Source organism: Atlantibacter sp., assembly GCF_032062175.1.
In the GTDB taxonomy this organism is placed as follows: Bacteria; Pseudomonadota; Gammaproteobacteria; order Enterobacterales; family Enterobacteriaceae; genus Atlantibacter.
Map to the genome: position 1 here is coordinate 117,019 of NZ_DAMBQK010000001.1, position 18,889 is coordinate 135,907.

The window sequence follows — 18,889 nt, forward strand, 5'->3', positions numbered from 1 at the left end:
ACCTTCCCCCACAGGCTTTTACTGGTGGTAGTGCGACAGGAAACGGCCGAAACGGTTAATCGCCATTTCTAAATCGTCGAGACGCGGCAGTGTCACGATACGCACATGGTCCGGCCACGGCCAGTTAAAAGCCGTACCCTGCACCAGCAGCACTTTTTCCTGCAACAGGAAATCCAGCACCATTTTCTGGTCGTCGAGGATATTGAAGCGTTTACTGTCGATTTTCGGGAACATATACAGCGCGCCCTGCGGCTTCACGCAACTGACGCCCGGAATATCGTTAATTAATTCCCACGCCCGGTTGCGCTGTTCGTAGAGACGGCCACCGGGGGTAATAAACTCGCTGATGCTCTGGTAACCGCCCAGCGCGGTCTGGATAGCATGCTGCGCCGGAACGTTGGCGCAAAGACGCATCGAGGCCAGCATTTCCAGCCCTTCAATGTAGCCTTTAGCATGTTTTTTCGGCCCGTTAAGCACCATCCAGCCCTGACGGAAACCCGCTACGCGGTAGGTTTTGGACAGGCCGTTAAAGGTCACAGTCAGCAGATCCGGAGCCAGCGCGGCAATAGAGTGATGCTGCGCTTCGTCATACAGGATTTTGTCGTAAATCTCGTCGGCGAAAATAATCAGGTTGTGCTGACGGGCGATCTCGACAATCTCCAGCAGCAGCTCTTTTGAGTACACCGCGCCGGTGGGGTTGTTGGGGTTAATCACCACAATACCGCGGGTGCGCGGGGTGATTTTAGCGCGGATATCATCAAGGTCCGGGAACCAGCCAGCGGATTCGTCGCACAGATAATGCACCGCTTTGCCGCTGGACAACGATACCGCCGCGGTCCATAACGGGTAATCCGGCGCAGGCACCAGCATTTCGTCGCCGCTATTAAGCAATGCCTGCATCGCCTGCACGATCAGTTCCGAGACGCCGTTGCCGATATAGATATCTTCAACCGTGACATCACGCATATCGCGCGCCTGGTAGTGCTGCATGATTGCTTTGCGGGCGGAGTAAAGTCCTTTGGAATCGCAGTAGCCTTGCGCAGTCGGGAGGTTGCGGATCACATCAACCAGGATCTCGTCCGGCGCATCGAAGCCAAACGGGGCAGGGTTGCCGATGTTTAATTTGAGTACTTTGTTCCCTTCTTCTTCAAGGCGTTTTGCTTCTTTAAGAACGGGGCCACGGATGTCGTAACAGACATTATCGAGCTTGCTGGATTTTTCGATGGGGGACATGCATCAAACCTTTTTGTGAGCCTTGCTTCCTGCCGTGGAAGCGGATGCGCACAATGTACTCCTCTGGTGAAAGGTTTTGAAGGCATGGGCAAACAGGCGTAATGAAATATTCGCCGAGCATTCATGGGGTTTGTGATTGTTTTGCGATATTAAAATCTAAAAATAAAACATTGATCAGGTTTTAACCCAAGTTTAAAGTGCTTCGCTGCGGGCTTTATGCTTTTTATGTGAAATATTTGCTGCATAAAGTGAGCATTTAACAAATAACACGTCACAAATACTCAGAAAAAATGAATGTTTAATTCTACGAGTAGTGGTGTTACATCGTCTTTTCAATGCCGTTTTCACGGTGCCTATGATGTTAAAGATAAACAAAATCTTATTTGTAATTATTAAGGAAAGTTAATTATTAGTCGAAAATGAGACGACTTAAACAGATTCTCTGAACAATCTTAATTATGGCTTATAAACATTTTTCCGTTGAGATTAATCGCATCGAGACTTAAAAAAATTCTCGATTTAGGATATTATCGTCTGGTTACACCTGAGTCTTAGCGGGGTTACATCGTTTTTCCCGTGTTATTAAGCCGGTTTGTTGAATTTAACTTATTGTTTATATTGTCTCTTTTATTTTGAAATAAAAAGCATATTCTTACAATGATTAGCACTGCAAACCGTTATGACTGCTTTTCTCGTTGCGCTTAACTGAAACGAATAAAAAATTATTACCCTCGGCCAATTTTGGCTACTGGCTATTTTTTTTTAGGATTTGTATGTTATATCAGTAGATATTTTCCGGCGTACTCAAGTCAGCTATATGTATGACTTAAGTCACTAATTGAAAAATGATAACGCTGGAAATCTTTTCCAGTAGTTTTTTACTGAAAGGATGCATGCTTCAAATGGAATTGCTGGCGCTTCGATAACACATAGCAACAGATCCGGGGCAGCTCCCTATGAGCAACCTGATAGTGAATAACAATATGATAAATGCAAATCGTCCGATCCTTAACCTCGACCTCGATCTGCTGAGAACGTTTGTCGCCGTTGCCGATTTGAACACCTTTGCGGCGGCGGCGGCGGCAGTTTGCAGAACCCAATCAGCCGTAAGCCAGCAGATGCAGCGGCTGGAGCAGCTCGTCGGTAAAGAGCTGTTCGCTCGTCATGGTCGTAATAAACTGCTTACCGAGCATGGCATCCAACTGCTGGGCTATGCCCGTAAGATCCTTCGTTTCAATGATGAAGCATGTACGTCGCTAATGTTTAGTAGCCTACAGGGCTCACTGACCATCGGCGCGTCCGATGAGTCGGCAGATACCATCCTGCCCTTTATTCTCAATCGTATTAGTTCGGTTTATCCGAAGATTTCGCTGGATGTGAGGGTAAAACGCAACCCTTACATGATCGAGATGCTGATGCAGCATGAAGTCGATCTGGTTGTCACCACCACGCAACCCGATAACGCGGAATGTATGGTACTGAGAACCTCTCCGACATTATGGTATTGCGCCGCAGATTTTATCCTGCCGAAAGGAGAGCCCGTGCCGCTGGTGGTGTTGGATGAACCCAGCCCCTATCGTGATGTGATTATTTCGCACCTGAATAGCGAAAATATCCCCTGGCGGATTTCCTATATGGCCTCAACGCTTGCCGCGGTGCGCGCAGCGGTGAAAGCCGGCCTGGGCGTAACCGCCCGCCCGGTAGAAATGATGAGCCCGGAGTTGCGCGTACTGGGGATTAGCGAAGGGCTGCCGATGCTGCCAGAAACGGAATACTTGCTGTGCCGTAATCCGCAGAGCGGCAACGAACTGACGCAGGTTATCTTCCAGGCGATGCAGACCCACTATAATCCGTGGGGTTACGAGATGGCCTCGCCGCAAGGAAACAGTGTGCTAATCGAAGACCAGCTGGATTAGCCTCCTCCCAAAGGATAATTGTTAGAAACAAGCCCCTGATGCTTATAATGGCATCGGGGGCTTATTTTTTGCACATAACCTGGGCGTGAAAGCGGCAAAAACTTGCTGATTTTCATCCGGCTATCGACGGGCAAAGGCCGAGCCAGAAGCAAAACAGCCTTTCAAAATGATTGGAACGGCACTTAATGTTAAAAATTCAGCGTTTTTGTTGTTTTTTTTTCCTGTCAATTAACAGAACCGTGTCTCAGATCAAGAAAATACCCATGCCAGGGGGGATGAATAGTTGAGAATTCCTGCCAAAATAAAGGGGCGTTTTTACACGGCTCACATAACGGACACGATTCAACAACATGAAAAGTAAGATCTGCAGTCAAAAGAAAGCAGGTTAAAAGCATTAAATGTTAATGATGTGCTGCTGGTGTAAATTAATGTGAGGATACTTTTGTTAAAGTTGACAAAAGGTTATAGAAAGGAGTAAAAATGCCCATCAATTCGCTGCTTGAGCCCTGTTTTGGTAGTGGTTGTACGGTTTTTTTATTCCTCCCCATGAATCAATGTGACGTTCATCTGCCAGTAAGAGCAGAGAGTAACATCGTCACCATTAGAGTTAAGCAATGAGTATGTCTACATCCACTGAAGTCATCGCTCATCATTGGGCATTCGCTATCTTTCTAATCATCGCCATCGGTCTGTGTTGCCTGATGTTGGCGGGCGCTTTCTTTCTAGGTGGTCGCGCGCGCGGTCGTCAGAAAAACACGCCTTTCGAATCAGGGATCGACTCCGTCGGCACCGCTCGTCTGCGTCTTTCCGCTAAGTTTTATCTGGTGGCGATGTTTTTCGTCATCTTCGACGTGGAAGCCCTGTATCTCTTTGCATGGTCGACGTCTATCCGTGAAAGCGGGTGGGTCGGTTTTGTAGAGGCCGCAATTTTCATTTTAGTGTTACTGGCTGGTCTGGTTTATCTGGCACGCATTGGTGCGCTGGACTGGACGCCCGCTCGCTCGCGTCGTAGCCAAATTAACCCTGAACCTGGCAGTCACACTAATCGTCATCCGCAGTAACAGCGAGGCATTAAGATGGATTATACGCTCACCCGCATCGATCCTGACGGTGAGAATGACCGTTACCCCCTGCAGAAACAGGAGATCGTGACCGATCCCCTGGAGCAGCACGTTCATCGTAGTGTGTACATGGGCAAACTCGAGAATGCCGTACACGACATGGTGAACTGGGGTCGTAAAAACTCAATCTGGCCTTATAACTTTGGCCTTTCCTGCTGCTACGTGGAAATGGTGACGTCGTTTACCGCAGTCCATGACGTAGCGCGTTTCGGTGCAGAAGTATTGCGTGCGTCCCCGCGTCAGGCTGACCTGATGGTGGTGGCGGGCACCTGCTTTACCAAAATGGCACCGGTTATTCAGCGTCTGTATGACCAGATGCTTGAGCCAAAATGGGTTATCTCCATGGGTGCTTGCGCAAACTCTGGCGGCATGTACGACATCTACTCCGTGGTTCAGGGCGTGGATAAGTTCATACCGGTGGACGTGTACATTCCTGGCTGCCCGCCGCGTCCAGAGGCTTACATGCAGGCGTTGATGCTGCTGCAAGAGTCCATTGGCAAAGAGCGTCGTCCTTTGTCCTGGGTGGTTGGCGATCAGGGCGTCTACCGCGCCAATATGCAGTCAGAACGCGACCGTAAACGTGGCGAACGCATTGCTGTAACCAACTTGCGTACACCAGACGAGATTTAATTTGCGCCTGTTGGACGTGGAACAGCCTTCGCATATCAATAAACAATAGCGCGAAGCCACTTCCGGCAGTCACCAAAGAACCATTTGCAATGGTGAAAAATATGACCGATTTAACCGCGCAAGACGCCGTACTGCCAGCATGGCAAACCCGCGATCATCTCGATGATCCGGTTATCGGTGAACTGCGTAACCGTTTTGGGCCGGATGCCTTTACTGTTCAGGCAACCCGCACCGGCGTACCGGTGGTATGGGTAAAGCGTGAACAATTACTGGAAGTAGTGGATTTCCTCAAACGGCTCCCTAAGCCCTACGTCATGCTGTTCGATTTGCATGGCATGGATGAGCGTCTCCGCACCCACCGCGACGGTTTACCGGCCGCGGATTTTTCCGTTTTCTACCACCTGATTTCTATCGATCGCAACCGCGACATCATGCTGAAGGTGGCATTTTTAGAAAACGATCTTAACGTGCCGACGCTCACCAACCTGTTCCCGAACGCCAACTGGTATGAGCGTGAGACTTGGGAGATGTTCGGTATTACCTTTACCGGGCACCCGCACCTGACGCGCATCATGATGCCGAACACCTGGGAAGGCCACCCGCTGCGTAAAGATTACCCTGCACGTGCGACCGAATTCGACCCGTTCGAACTCACTAAGCAGAAGCAGGATCTGGAAATGGAGGCGTTGACCTTCAAACCGGAAGAGTGGGGCATGAAACGCGGTACCGAGCATGAAGACTTCATGTTCCTGAACCTCGGGCCAAACCACCCGTCAGCGCACGGTGCGTTCCGCATCATCCTGCAGTTAGACGGTGAAGAGATTGTCGACTGCGTACCGGATATCGGCTATCACCACCGTGGCGCTGAGAAGATGGGCGAGCGCCAGTCCTGGCACAGCTACATCCCGTATACCGACCGCGTTGAGTATCTCGGCGGTTGCGTTAACGAAATGCCCTACGTGCTGGCGGTAGAAAAACTCGCGGGGATCACCGTGCCGGATCGCGTTAACGTGATCCGCGTGATGCTTTCCGAACTGTTCCGCATCAACAGCCATCTGCTTTATATTTCGACGTTTATTCAGGACGTTGGCGCGATGACGCCGGTGTTCTTTGCCTTTACTGACCGCCAGAAAATTTATGATTTAGTCGAAGCCATTACCGGCTTCCGTATGCACCCGGCCTGGTTCCGCATTGGCGGCGTTGCCCACGATCTGCCGAAAGGCTGGGAACGTCTACTGCGTGAATTCCTTGACTGGATGCCGAAGCGTCTCGATTCCTATGAGAAAGCGGCGCTGCGTAACACCATCCTGAAAGGCCGTTCCCAGGGTGTTGCCGCTTACGGTGCGAAAGAAGCACTGGAGTGGGGCACCACGGGTGCGGCGCTACGCGCAACCGGCATTGACTTCGACGTGCGTAAAGCGCGCCCGTACTCCGGTTATGAGAACTTTGACTTTGAAATCCCGGTGGGCGGTGGCGTCAGCGACTGCTACACCCGCGTGATGCTTAAAGTTGAAGAGCTGCGCCAGAGCTTGCGTATTCTTGAGCAGTGCTACAAGAACATGCCGGAAGGCCCGTTCAAAGCGGATCACCCGCTGACCACGCCGCCGCCGAAAGAGCGCACGCTGCAACATATCGAAACCCTGATAACTCACTTCCTGCAGGTTTCCTGGGGTCCGGTGATGCCGGCCAACGAATCCTTCCAGATGATTGAGGCAACCAAGGGTATTAACAGTTACTACCTGACCAGCGACGGCAGCACGATGAGCTACCGCACGCGTATTCGTACCCCAAGCTTCCCGCACCTGCAGCAGATCCCGTCTGCCATTCGCGGCAGCCTGGTGTCCGACCTGATTGTCTATCTGGGTAGTATCGATTTTGTTATGTCTGATGTGGATCGCTAATTATGCACGAGAATCAACAACCACAGACCGAGGCTTTTGAGCTGAGTGCGGCAGAGCGTGAGGCAATTGAGCACGAAAAGCACCACTACGAAGACCCGCGTGCGGCGTCCATTGAAGCGCTGAAAATTGTTCAGAAACAGCGTGGCTGGGTGCCGGACGGCGCAATCTACGCTATCGCCGATGTGCTGGGTATCCCGGCCAGCGACGTTGAAGGCGTGGCCACGTTCTATAGCCAGATTTTCCGCCAGCCGGTTGGCCGCCACGTGATTCGCTATTGCGACAGCGTGGTTTGCCATATCACCGGTTACCAGGGCATTCAGTCGGCGATTGAAAAGCATTTGCAGATCAAGCCGGGCCAGACGACCTTTGATGGCCGTTTCACCCTGCTGCCGACCTGCTGCCTGGGCAACTGCGACAAAGGGCCGAGCATGATGATCGATGAAGATACGCATGCTTACCTGACGCCGGAGAAAATCCCTGACCTGCTGGAGCAGTACAAATGAAAACCGTCATTCGCACTCCAGAAACCCATCCGCTGACCTGGCGTCTGCGCGATGACGAACAGCCAGTATGGCTTGACGAATACCGCAGCAAAAACGGTTATGAGGGCGCGCGTAAGGCCCTGACCGGTTTGTCGCCGGACGAAATCGTCAACCAGGTGAAAGATTCGGGTCTGAAAGGCCGCGGCGGCGCGGGCTTCTCCACCGGTTTGAAGTGGAGCCTGATGCCGAAAGACGAATCCATGAACATCCGTTACCTGCTGTGTAACGCCGATGAAATGGAGCCGGGCACCTATAAAGACCGTCTGCTGATGGAACAGCTGCCGCACCTGCTGGTAGAAGGCATGCTGATTTCCGCGTTCGCGCTGAAAGCCTACCGTGGCTACATTTTCCTGCGTGGCGAATACATCGAAGCAGCGGATCGCCTGCGTCGCGCCATCGCCGAAGCCACCGAAGCGGGCCTGTTGGGTAAAAACATCCTCGGTTCCGGCTTTGATTTCGAACTGTTTGTGCACACCGGTGCGGGCCGTTATATCTGCGGGGAGGAAACCGCGCTGATTAACTCGCTGGAAGGTCGCCGCGCCAACCCGCGTTCCAAGCCACCGTTCCCGGCAAGCTCCGGCGTATGGGGTAAACCGACCTGTGTGAACAACGTCGAAACCCTGTGCAACGTGCCGGCTATCCTCGCCAACGGCGTGGAGTGGTATCAGAACATCTCTAAAAGCAAAGATGCTGGCACCAAGCTGATGGGGTTCTCAGGCCGCGTGAAAAACCCGGGCCTGTGGGAACTGCCGTTCGGCACCACCGCACGTGAAATTCTGGAAGACTACGCGGGCGGCATGCGCGATGGCCTGAAGTTTAAAGCCTGGCAGCCTGGCGGCGCGGGGACTGATTTCCTGACCGAAGCGCATCTCGATCTGCCGATGGAATTCGAAAGCATTGGTAAAGCGGGTAGCCGTCTCGGCACCGCGCTGGCGATGGCCGTCGATCACGAAATCGGCATGGTCTCGCTGGTACGCAACCTTGAAGAGTTTTTCGCACGTGAATCCTGCGGATGGTGTACGCCATGCCGTGACGGTTTGCCGTGGAGCGTGAAAATTCTGCGCGCATTGGAGCGCGGAGAAGGGCAGCCAGGGGATATCGAAACCCTGGAGCAACTGTGCCGCTTCCTGGGCCCAGGCAAAACCTTCTGCGCCCATGCGCCAGGTGCGGTCGAGCCGCTTCAGAGTGCGATTAAATATTTCCGCGACGAATTCGAAGCCGGGATCAAACAGCCGTTCAGCAATACCCATTTGATTAATGGGATTCAGCCGAACCTTTTAAAAGCACGCTGGTGATCCTGCCGTCTTTAGAGCAAAAGACGCGACGGTCGTATAAAGAATTTTGATTAACGCTCGGCTTTAAGCTGAGATAACTGGAAGCATGCTGACTATGGCTACGATTCATGTAGACGGCAAAGAATACGAGGTCAATGGAGCGGACAACCTGCTGGAAGCTTGTCTCTCTATGGGTCTCGATATTCCTTATTTTTGCTGGCATCCAGCGCTGGGGAGCGTTGGAGCTTGCCGCCAGTGTGCGGTGAAGCAATATCAAAACGCGGAAGATACCCGCGGTCGCCTGGTGATGTCCTGTATGACACCGGCAACCGATGGCACTTTTATTTCTATCGATGACGAAGAAGCGAAGCAGTTCCGCGAAAGCGTTGTGGAATGGTTAATGACTAACCACCCGCACGACTGTCCGGTCTGTGAAGAGGGCGGCAACTGCCACCTTCAGGATATGACGGTAATGACCGGTCATAGCTTCCGCCGCTATCGTTTTACCAAACGTACCCACCGCAATCAGGATCTCGGTCCGTTTATCTCCCATGAGATGAACCGCTGTATCGCCTGCTACCGCTGTGTGCGTTACTACAAAGACTATGCCGACGGCGAAGATCTGGGCGTCTATGGCGCGCATGACAACGTCTACTTCGGTCGCCCGGAAGACGGCACGCTGGAAAGCGAGTTCTCCGGCAACCTGGTGGAGATCTGTCCGACCGGCGTGTTCACCGATAAAACCCACTCTGAACGCTATAACCGTAAATGGGATATGCAGTTCGCGCCGAGCATCTGCCAGCAGTGCTCGCTGGGTTGTAACACCAGCCCGGGTGAACGCTATGGCGAACTGCGCCGTATCGAAAACCGTTACAACGGCACCGTAAACCACTACTTCCTGTGCGACCGTGGCCGTTTCGGCTATGGCTACGTCAACCTGAAAGACCGTCCGCGCCAGCCGCTTCAGCGCCGTGGCGATGACTGGATCACCCTCAACGCCGAACAGGCGATGCAAGGGGCCGCGGATATTCTGCGCCAGTCGAAGAAAGTGATCGGTATCGGTTCCCCGCGCGCCAGCGTGGAGAGCAACTTCGCGCTGCGCGAACTGGTGGGAGCGGAAAACTTCTATACCGGCATCGCAGCGGGCGAACAACAGCGCCTGCAACTGATGCTGGACGTACTGCGTAACAGCGGCGTCCACACCCCGGCGCTGCGTGAAATCGAATCTTACGACGCGGTATTAATCCTGGGCGAAGACCTGACTCAGACCGGCGCACGCGCTGCGCTGGCGGTGCGTCAGGCGGTGAAAGGTAAAGCACGCGAAATGGCGGCGGCGCAGAAAGTGGCCGACTGGCAGATTGCCGCGATCCTCAACATCGGCCAGCGCGCTAAACACCCGCTGTTCGTGACTAACGTCGATAACACCCGTCTGGATGATATCGCCGCGTGGACCTACCGCGCGCCGGTTGAAGATCAGGCGCGTTTAGGTTTCGCCATCGCCCACGGCCTGGATAACAGCGCCCCGGCGGTTGACGGTATCGATCGCGATTTGCAAAACAAGATCGACGTGATCGTACAGGCGCTGGCCGGTGCGAAAAAACCGTTAATCATCTCCGGTACTAACGCCGGCAGTGCTGATGTGATCCACGCAGCGGCTAACGTGGCGAAAGCCCTGAAAGGCCGTGGCGCGGATGTCGGCATCACCATGATCGCCCGTGCGGTGAACAGCGTGGGCCTCGGCATGATTGGCGGCGGTTCGCTTGACGACGCGCTGACCGAGCTGGAAACGGGTGCTGCCGATGCGGTTGTGGTACTGGAAAACGATCTGCACCGCCACGCTTCTGCCGCACGCGTTGACGCCGCGCTCAGCAAAGCGCCGCTGGTGATGGTTATCGACCATCAGCGCACCGCGATCATGGACAAAGCCCATCTGGTCCTGTCCACCGCGAGCTTCGCCGAGAGCGACGGTACGGTTATCAATAACGAAGGCCGCGCACAGCGTTTCTTCCAGGTCTACGAACCGTCTTATTACGACAGCAGCATCACCATGCTGGAAAGCTGGCGCTGGCTACACTCGTTGCACAGCACCGTGAAGAGCCGTGAAGTGGACTGGACGCAGCTTGACCATGTCATCGACGCGGTGGTTGAACAGTTGCCGCAACTCGCGGGCATTAAAAATGCCGCGCCGGATGCCTCTTTCCGCATTCGCGGTCAGAAACTGGCCCGTGAACCGCACCGCTACAGTGGCCGTACTGCGATGCGCGCCAACATCAGCGTGCACGAACCGCGCCAGCCGCAGGATAAAGACACCATGTTCGCCTTCTCGATGGAAGGGAACAACCATCCGGACGCGCCGCGTTCTCAGGTGCCGTTTGCCTGGGCTCCGGGCTGGAACTCCCCGCAGGCCTGGAACAAATTCCAGGACGAAGTGGGGGGGAAACTGCGTCACGGCGATCCGGGCGTGCGTCTGATTGAAGCGTCGGAAACCGGTCTGGATTACTTCCGCGACGTACCGGCAGGCTTCACTGCGCAAGACGGGGAATGGCGTATCGCGCCGTATTACCACCTGTTCGGCAGCGATGAAATGTCCCAGCGTTCGCCGGTGTTCCAGCAACGTATGCCGCAGCCGTACATCAAGCTCAACCCGGCAGATGCCGCGAAGCTTGGCGTTAACGCGGGCGCGAAGGTTTCCTTCAATTACGACGGCCAAACCGTGACCTTACCGCTGGTTATCTCCGAAGGGCTGACGGCAGGGCAGGTCGGCTTACCGATGGGCATGCCGGGTATCGCGCCAGTACTGGCCGGTGCGCGTCTTGAGGATCTGCAGGAGGCTCAACAATGAGTTGGTTAACACCGGATGTTATTGAGATTCTGCTGACCATCCTCAAAGCGGTTGCCATTCTGCTGGTGGTCGTAACCTGCGGGGCGTTCATGAGCTTCGGCGAACGCCGCCTTCTGGGCCTGTTCCAGAACCGCTATGGACCGAACCGCGTAGGCTGGGGCGGTTCGCTCCAGCTGGTTGCGGACATGATCAAGATGTTCTTTAAAGAAGACTGGGTCCCGCGCTTTACCGACCGCGTCATCTTTACGCTGGCACCAATGATAGCCTTTACCTCGCTGCTGCTGGCTTTTGCGATTGTGCCGGTCAGCCCGAGCTGGGTGGTTGCCGATCTGAACATCGGGATCCTGTTCTTCCTGATGATGGCGGGCCTCGCGGTATACGCGGTGCTGTTCGCCGGCTGGTCGAGCAACAACAAATACTCCCTGCTGGGGGCGATGCGTGCGTCTGCGCAAACCCTGAGCTATGAAGTGTTTTTAGGCCTTTCCCTGATGGGCGTGGTGGCACAGGCCGGTTCATTCAACATGACCGACATCGTCAACAACCAGGCGGACATCTGGAACGTCATTCCGCAGTTCTTTGGTTTTGTGACCTTTGCGATTGCCGGCGTGGCGGTGTGCCACCGCCACCCGTTTGACCAACCGGAAGCCGAGCAGGAACTGGCGGATGGTTACCATATCGAATATTCCGGTATGAAATTCGGTCTGTTCTTTGTGGGTGAATACATCGGTATCGTTACCGTGTCGGCGCTGATGGTTACGCTGTTCTTCGGTGGCTGGCATGGCCCATGGTTGCCTCCTTTCATCTGGTTCGCGCTGAAAACCGCGTTCTTCATGATGATGTTTATTTTGATTCGCGCCTCATTACCGCGTCCGCGTTATGACCAGGTAATGTCCTTCGGCTGGAAAGTGTGCCTGCCGTTGACGCTTATCAACTTGTTGGCAACGGCGGCTGTCATTTTGTGGCAGGCGCAATAAGGGGTGAAAAAACCATGACATTGAAAGACATAGTGGTGGGTTTCGGCACCCAGGTCCGTAGTATCTGGATGATTGGCTTGCACGCCTTTGCCAAACGCGAAACCCGCATGTATCCGGAAGAGCCGGTTTATCTGCCGCCGCGCTACCGTGGCCGTATCGTACTGACGCGCGACCCGGACGGTTCCGAGCGCTGCGTTGCCTGTAACCTGTGTGCGGTAGCCTGCCCGGTAGGCTGTATCTCGCTGCAAAAAGCAGAAACCGTGGATGGCCGCTGGTATCCGGAATTTTTCCGCATCAACTTCTCACGCTGCATTTTCTGCGGCATGTGTGAAGAGGCCTGCCCAACCACCGCAATCCAACTGACGCCGGATTTCGAAATGGGCGAGTTTAAACGTCAGGATCTGGTGTACGAGAAAGAGGATCTGCTGATTTCCGGTCCGGGCAAATACCCGGAATATAACTTCTACCGGATGGCAGGAATGGCAATCGACGGAAAAGACAAAGGCGAAGCAGAGAACGAAGCCAAGCCTATCGACGTCAAGAGCCTGTTACCGTAAGGAGAGTGGCAATGGAATTCGCGTTTTACATATGTGCCCTTGTGGCAATACTCGCCACCTTACGGGTTATCACGCACACCAATCCGGTACACGCGCTGCTGTATCTGATCATTTCGCTGCTGGCGATTTCGGGCGTGTTTTTTTCGCTGGGCGCTTACTTTGCCGGTGCGCTGGAAATCATCGTTTACGCGGGCGCCATCATGGTGCTGTTCGTGTTCGTGGTGATGATGCTCAACCTTGGCGGCTCCGAGATCGAACAGGAACGCCAGTGGCTGAAACCGCAGGTGTGGATTGGTCCGGGCCTGCTGTCCGCCGTACTGCTGGCGGTGCTGGTTTACGCCATCACGAGCGTTAACGATCAGGGTATCGACGGTACGCCGGTGTTTGCCAAAGCAGTGGGGATTACGCTGTTTGGTCCTTACGTTCTGGCGGTTGAGCTGGCCTCTATGCTGCTGTTGGCGGGCCTGGTTGTCGCCTTCCACGTTGGGCGCGAAGATCGTCCTGGCGAAGTGCTGAGCAACCGTCCTGAAGACCGGGCGAAAAGAAAATCGGAGGAGCACGCATGATCCCCTTACAACACGGGCTGATCCTCGCGGCCATATTGTTTGTGCTTGGGCTGACGGGCCTGGTCATCCGTCGCAATCTGCTGTTTATGCTGATTGGACTGGAAATCATGATCAATGCTGCTGCGCTGGCGTTTGTCGTCGCGGGAAGCTATTGGGGGCAGACGGACGGGCAGGTGATGTACATCCTGGCTATCAGCCTGGCTGCCGCAGAAGCCAGTATTGGCCTGGCGCTGTTGCTACAGCTCCATCGTCGCCGCCAGAATCTGAATATCGATTCAGTAAGTGAGATGCGTGGATGAACCTCCTTTGGTTAACCATTTTTCTGCCATTGATTGGCTATGTACTGCTGGCGTTCTCGCGCGGACGCTGGTCTGAGAATTTATCTGCCACCATCGGCATGGGCTCTGTGGGCCTGGCCGCGCTGGTCACGGCGTATGCAGGTATCGATTTCCTGAACAGCGGCCGCGAGCCGTTCGTTCAGCCGCTCTGGACCTGGATGGCGGTCGGTGATTTCAACATCGGCTTTAATCTGGTGCTGGACGGGCTGTCACTGACCATGCTGTCTGTGGTGACCGGCGTCGGTTTCCTGATCCACATGTTCGCGTCGTGGTACATGCGCGGTGAAGAGGGCTATTCGCGCTTCTTTGCGTACACCAATCTGTTTATCGCCAGCATGGTTATTTTGGTGCTGGCCGATAACCTGCTGTTGATGTACCTCGGCTGGGAAGGCGTGGGCCTGTGCTCCTACCTGCTGATCGGCTTCTACTACACCGATCCGAAAAACGGCGCGGCGGCGATGAAAGCCTTCGTGGTAACCCGTGTCGGTGACGTATTCCTCGCGTTTGCGCTGTTCATCCTCTACAACGAGCTGGGCACCCTGAACTTCCGCGAGATGGTAGAGCTGGCTCCGCAGCACTTCGCTGACGGCAACACCATGATCCAGTGGGCGACGCTAATGCTACTGGGCGGCGCGGTGGGTAAATCGGCGCAGCTGCCGTTGCAGACCTGGCTTGCGGACGCGATGGCTGGCCCGACGCCGGTCTCCGCGCTGATCCACGCCGCGACCATGGTAACCGCAGGCGTCTACCTGATCGCCCGTACTCATGGCCTGTTCCTGCTGACCCCGGAAGTGCTGCATCTGGTGGGTATCGTGGGTGCGGTAACCCTGGTGCTGGCTGGTTTTGCAGCGCTGGTGCAGACCGACATCAAACGCGTACTCGCTTACTCTACCATGAGCCAGATTGGCTACATGTTCCTGGCGCTGGGCGTACAGGCGTGGGATGCGGCGATTTTCCACCTGATGACGCACGCGTTCTTCAAAGCGTTGCTTTTCCTGTCATCCGGTTCGGTGATCCTGGCCTGCCACCACGAACAGAACATCTTCAAAATGGGGGGGCTGCGTAAGTCGATACCGCTGGTTTATGCCTGCTTCCTGGTAGGCGGCGCGGCGCTGGCGGCTCTGCCGATGATTACCGCAGGCTTCTTCAGTAAGGACGAAATTCTGGCGGGTGCCATGGCTAACGGTCATATCAATCTGATGATCGCCGGTCTGGCGGGGGCGTTTATGACCTCGCTGTATACCTTCCGTATGATTTTCATCGTGTTCCACGGCAAAGAGCAAATTCACGCTCACGCAGGGAAGGGGATTACCCATCATCTGCCGCTGATCGTACTGCTGGTTCTGTCGACCTTCATCGGTGCGCTGATTGTGCCGCCGCTACAGGGCGTACTGCCGGATACCACCGAGCTTGAACATGGCCGCATGCTGACCCTGGAAATTGCTTCCGGCGTGGTCGCTATTGCGGGCATCGTGATTGCCGCGTGGCTGTGGCTGGGCAAACGCACGCTGGTGACGTCCATCGCCAACAGCGCGCCAGGCCGTCTGCTGGGTACCTGGTGGTATAACGCCTGGGGCTTTGACTGGCTGTACGACATGATCTTCGTAAAACCGTTCCTCGGTATCGCCTGGCTGATTAAGCGCGATCCGCTGAACGCGTTGATGAACACGCCGGCGGTGCTGTCGCGCTTTGCAGGTAAAGGCCTGCTGTTTAGCGAGAACGGTTACCTGCGCTGGTATGTAGCGTCAATGAGCATTGGTGCGGTCGTGGTTCTCGGCCTGCTGATGGTGTTGCGTTGAGTTTGTTGGCTGTGTGAATATGCCCGGCGTCATGCCGGGCCTGTGAACTAAGAATAAATTAAGATTACTTTCCTGAAGTACAGGCTTTATCGGCAGGTCAGATAGCCTGAGCAGGAGTAAAAATAAGGGACATACTTAGCTATGTTATTGCCTTGGTTGATATTAATTCCCTTTATCGGCGGCTTTCTGTGCTGGCAGACCGAACGCTTCGGCGTGAAGGTGCCGCGCTGGATTGCGCTGATCACTATGGGATTGACGCTGGCGCTCTCTTTGCAACTGTGGTTGCAGGGGGGTTACGGATTAACGCAAGCAGCAGGCCTGCCGCAGTGGCAGTCTGAGTTTGTGATGCAGTGGATCCCCCGCTTCGGGATCACCATTCACCTGGCGATTGACGGTCTCTCACTGCTGATGGTGGTGCTGACCGGTCTGCTGGGCGTGCTGGCTGTGCTCTGTTCCTGGAATGAAATCGAGAAATATCAGGGCTTCTTCCACCTTAACCTGATGTGGATCCTGGGCGGCGTCATCGGTGTGTTCCTTGCCATCGATATGTTCCTGTTCTTCTTCTTCTGGGAAATGATGCTGGTGCCGATGTACTTCCTGATCGCGCTGTGGGGGCATAAAGCCTCTGACGGTAAAACGCGTATCACGGCGGCCACCAAATTCTTTATCTACACCCAGGCAAGCGGCCTGGTGATGCTGATCGCCATCCTGGCGCTGGTGTTTGTGCACTACAACGCGACCGACGTCTGGACCTTCAACTACGAGCAACTGCTGAACACGCCGATGTCTCATAACGTTGAATGGCTGCTGATGCTTGGCTTCTTCATCGCCTTCGCGGTGAAAATGCCGGTGGTGCCGCTCCACGGCTGGTTGCCGGATGCGCACTCCCAGGCACCGACGGCCGGTTCTGTCGACCTGGCGGGGATTTTGCTGAAAACCGCGGCCTATGGTCTGCTGCGCTTCTCGCTGCCGCTGTTCCCGAACGCGTCTGCGGAGTTTGCGCCTATCGCCATGTGGCTGGGCGTGATCGGCATTTTCTACGGCGCGTGGATGGCCTTTACCCAGTACGACATCAAACGCCTGATCGCTTACACCTCCGTTTCCCATATGGGTTTCGTGCTGATTGCCATCTATACCGGCAGCCAGCTTGCTTACCAGGGCGCGGTGATCCAGATGATCGCCCACGGTCTGTCGGCGGCGGGTCTGTTTATTCTCTGCGGCCAACTGTACGAACGCCTGCACACCCGTGATATGCGGATGATGGGCGGTCTGTGGAGCAAAATTAAATGGCTGCCTGCGCTGTCGATGTTCTTCGCGGTCGCCACTCTGGGTATGCCGGGTACCGGTAACTTCGTCGGTGAATTCATGATCCTGTTCGGCAGCTTCCAGGTCGTGCCGGTGATCACCGTGATTTCCACCTTCGGTCTGGTGTTTGCGTCGGTTTACTCGCTGGCGATGCTGCATCGCGCTTACTTCGGTAAAGCGAAAAGCCAGTTGAGCAACCAGGATCTCCCAGGGATGTCACTGCGCGAGCTGTTTATTATTCTGTTGCTGGTGGCGCTGTTAGTGCTGCTTGGCTTCTATCCGCAGCCGATTCTGGATACCTCGCACGCTGCTATGGGCAATATCCAGCAGTGGTTTGTTAATTCTGCTTCTACTACAAGGCCGTAATTCGCCATGACAATAACTCCACAACAACTGATCGCGCTGCTACCGCTGCTCGTCGTGGGCTTTACGGTAGTGGTGGTGATGCTCTCCATTGCGTGGCGACGCAACCACTTTGTGAATGCCACCATTTCGGTGATTGGCCTGAACGCCGCGTTAATCTCTCTCTGGTTTGTCGGCCAGGCGGGGGCGATGGACGTCACGCCGCTGATGCGCGTTGACGGCTACGCCATGTTCTACACCGGCCTGGTGCTGCTGGCGAGCCTCGCCACCTGTACCTTCGCCTACCCGTGGTTAGAGGGCTATTACGACAACAAAGAAGAGTTTTATCTTCTGGTGTTGATTGCGGCGCTGGGCGGGATTCTGCTGGCTAACGCCAATCACCTGGCCTCGCTGTTCCTGGGTATCGAGTTAATCTCTCTGCCGCTGTTTGGCCTGATTGGCTATGCATATCGCCAGAAACGTTCGCTGGAAGCGAGCATCAAGTACACCATTCTGTCGGCGGCGGCCTCGTCGTTCCTGCTGTTCGGTATGGCGCTGGTGTATGCGGAATCCGGCAGCCTGTCGTTTGTTAGCCTCGGTAAGAGCCTGGCGGACAACATGCTGCACGAGCCGCTGCTGCTGGCGGGCCTGGGGATGATGATCGTCGGTCTGGGCTTCAAACTGTCTCTGGTGCCGTTCCACCTGTGGACGCCGGATGTGTACCAGGGCGCGCCTGCGCCGGTCTCCACTTTCCTGGCGACCGCCAGCAAAATCGCCATCTTCAGCGTGGTGATGCGTCTGTTCCTGTACGCGCCGGTAGGCGACAGCGAAGCGATTCGCGTGGTGCTGGGCATTATCGCGTTCGTATCGATTATCTTCGGTAACCTGATGGCGCTCAGCCAGACCAACATCAAACGTCTGTTGGGCTACTCTTCTATCTCCCATCTGGGCTATCTGCTGGTGGCGCTGATTGCGCTGCAAAGCGGCCAGATGTCGATGGAAACCGTGGGCGTGTATCTGGCCGGTTACCTGTTCAGCAGCCTCGGCGCATTCGGCGTGGTGAGCCTGATGTCCAGCCCGTACCGTGGCCCGGATGCCGACTCGCTGTTCTCCTACCGTGGCCTGTTCTGGCATCGTCCGATTCTTTCGGCAGTAATGACGGTGATGATGCTGTCGCTGGCGGGTATCCCGATGACGCTGGGCTTTATCGGTAAGTTCTACGTGCTGGCGGTGGGCGTGCAGGACAGCCTGTGGTGGCTGGTTGCCGCCGTGGTTGTCGGCTCGGCAATCGGTCTCTACTACTACCTGCGCGTAGCGGTGAGCCTGTACCTTAACGCGCCGCAGCAGCTGAACCGCGATGCACCGTCTAACTGGCAGTACAGCGCGGGCGGTATCGTGGTGCTGATCTCCGCCTTGCTGGTGCTGGTACTCGGCGTATGGCCGCAGCCGCTGATTAGCCTGGTGCAGTTAGCGGAACCGCTGATGTAACAGCCAACGTTGTGAACAAAACCGCCACTTGTTGGCGGTTTTTTTATGGGAGTAACTTTTT

Annotated in this window: 15 protein-coding genes; 14 read left to right on the top strand and 1 reads right to left on the bottom strand. The window is 55.0% G+C overall.

Features of this window, described 5'->3' with window-relative positions:
* Positions 1-18: 18 nt before the first annotated feature.
* Positions 19-1,233 carry an alanine transaminase AlaA gene (gene alaA / locus RT120_RS00610; RefSeq protein WP_312978276.1) on the bottom strand — a complete coding sequence of 405 codons (1,215 nt, stop codon included), beginning with the start codon at positions 1,231-1,233 and terminating at the stop codon, positions 19-21.
* A 983-nt stretch (positions 1,234-2,216) separates the two neighbouring features.
* On the opposite strand from alaA, the gene lrhA reads away from it, so the two are divergent.
* The 14 genes from lrhA to nuoN all read left to right on the top strand — a co-directional run bounded on the left by lrhA (position 2,217) and on the right by nuoN (position 18,828).
* Positions 2,217-3,149 (top strand): transcriptional regulator LrhA, encoded by a 933-nt coding sequence (lrhA, locus tag RT120_RS00615; RefSeq protein ID WP_312978809.1) that lies wholly within the window; start codon positions 2,217-2,219, stop codon positions 3,147-3,149.
* A gap of 614 nt (positions 3,150-3,763) precedes the next feature.
* Positions 3,764-4,210, top strand: a complete 447-nt coding sequence (gene nuoA / locus RT120_RS00620) for an NADH-quinone oxidoreductase subunit NuoA (RefSeq protein WP_125291540.1) — start codon at positions 3,764-3,766, stop codon at positions 4,208-4,210.
* A 15-nt stretch (positions 4,211-4,225) separates the two neighbouring features.
* A complete protein-coding gene (nuoB, locus tag RT120_RS00625) occupies positions 4,226-4,900 on the top strand; it encodes an NADH-quinone oxidoreductase subunit NuoB (RefSeq protein WP_002463453.1) in 675 nt (224 codons plus the stop codon).
* A gap of 89 nt (positions 4,901-4,989) precedes the next feature.
* On the top strand, positions 4,990-6,801 hold the full coding sequence (nuoC, locus tag RT120_RS00630; protein WP_312978279.1) for an NADH-quinone oxidoreductase subunit C/D: 1,812 nt from the start codon (positions 4,990-4,992) through the stop codon (positions 6,799-6,801).
* 2 nt (positions 6,802-6,803) lie between these two features.
* Complete coding sequence (gene nuoE / locus RT120_RS00635; protein WP_165459982.1) at positions 6,804-7,304, top strand: NADH-quinone oxidoreductase subunit NuoE; 501 nt, start codon at positions 6,804-6,806, stop codon at positions 7,302-7,304.
* A complete protein-coding gene (nuoF, locus tag RT120_RS00640; RefSeq protein WP_125291542.1) occupies positions 7,301-8,638 on the top strand; it encodes an NADH-quinone oxidoreductase subunit NuoF in 1,338 nt (445 codons plus the stop codon). The genes nuoE and nuoF overlap by 4 nt, the downstream gene beginning before the upstream one ends.
* Before the next feature lie 94 nt (positions 8,639-8,732).
* Positions 8,733-11,459 (top strand): NADH-quinone oxidoreductase subunit NuoG, encoded by a 2,727-nt coding sequence (nuoG, locus tag RT120_RS00645; RefSeq protein ID WP_312978281.1) that lies wholly within the window; start codon positions 8,733-8,735, stop codon positions 11,457-11,459.
* Positions 11,456-12,433 (top strand): NADH-quinone oxidoreductase subunit NuoH, encoded by a 978-nt coding sequence (gene nuoH, locus RT120_RS00650; RefSeq protein ID WP_312978283.1) that lies wholly within the window; start codon positions 11,456-11,458, stop codon positions 12,431-12,433. Before nuoG ends, nuoH begins: the two co-directional genes overlap by 4 nt.
* A 14-nt stretch (positions 12,434-12,447) precedes the next feature.
* The gene (gene nuoI / locus RT120_RS00655) at positions 12,448-12,990 is read left to right on the top strand and encodes an NADH-quinone oxidoreductase subunit NuoI (RefSeq protein ID WP_125291545.1); all 543 of its coding nucleotides are present in this window, start codon (positions 12,448-12,450) and stop codon (positions 12,988-12,990) included.
* Positions 12,991-13,001: 11 nt separating this feature from the next.
* A complete protein-coding gene (gene nuoJ, locus RT120_RS00660; RefSeq protein ID WP_312978285.1) occupies positions 13,002-13,556 on the top strand; it encodes an NADH-quinone oxidoreductase subunit J in 555 nt (184 codons plus the stop codon).
* Positions 13,553-13,855: an NADH-quinone oxidoreductase subunit NuoK gene (nuoK, locus tag RT120_RS00665; RefSeq protein ID WP_002463445.1), complete on the top strand. Its 303-nt coding sequence runs from the start codon at positions 13,553-13,555 to the stop codon at positions 13,853-13,855. The genes nuoJ and nuoK overlap by 4 nt, the downstream gene beginning before the upstream one ends.
* A complete protein-coding gene (nuoL, locus tag RT120_RS00670) occupies positions 13,852-15,693 on the top strand; it encodes an NADH-quinone oxidoreductase subunit L (protein ID WP_312816028.1) in 1,842 nt (613 codons plus the stop codon). The genes nuoK and nuoL overlap by 4 nt, the downstream gene beginning before the upstream one ends.
* A gap of 141 nt (positions 15,694-15,834) precedes the next feature.
* Positions 15,835-17,364, top strand: a complete 1,530-nt coding sequence (nuoM, locus tag RT120_RS00675; RefSeq protein WP_312978288.1) for an NADH-quinone oxidoreductase subunit M — start codon at positions 15,835-15,837, stop codon at positions 17,362-17,364.
* 6 nt (positions 17,365-17,370) lie between these two features.
* A complete protein-coding gene (gene nuoN, locus RT120_RS00680) occupies positions 17,371-18,828 on the top strand; it encodes an NADH-quinone oxidoreductase subunit NuoN (RefSeq protein WP_312978290.1) in 1,458 nt (485 codons plus the stop codon).
* The last annotated feature ends 61 nt before the right edge of the window (positions 18,829-18,889 follow it).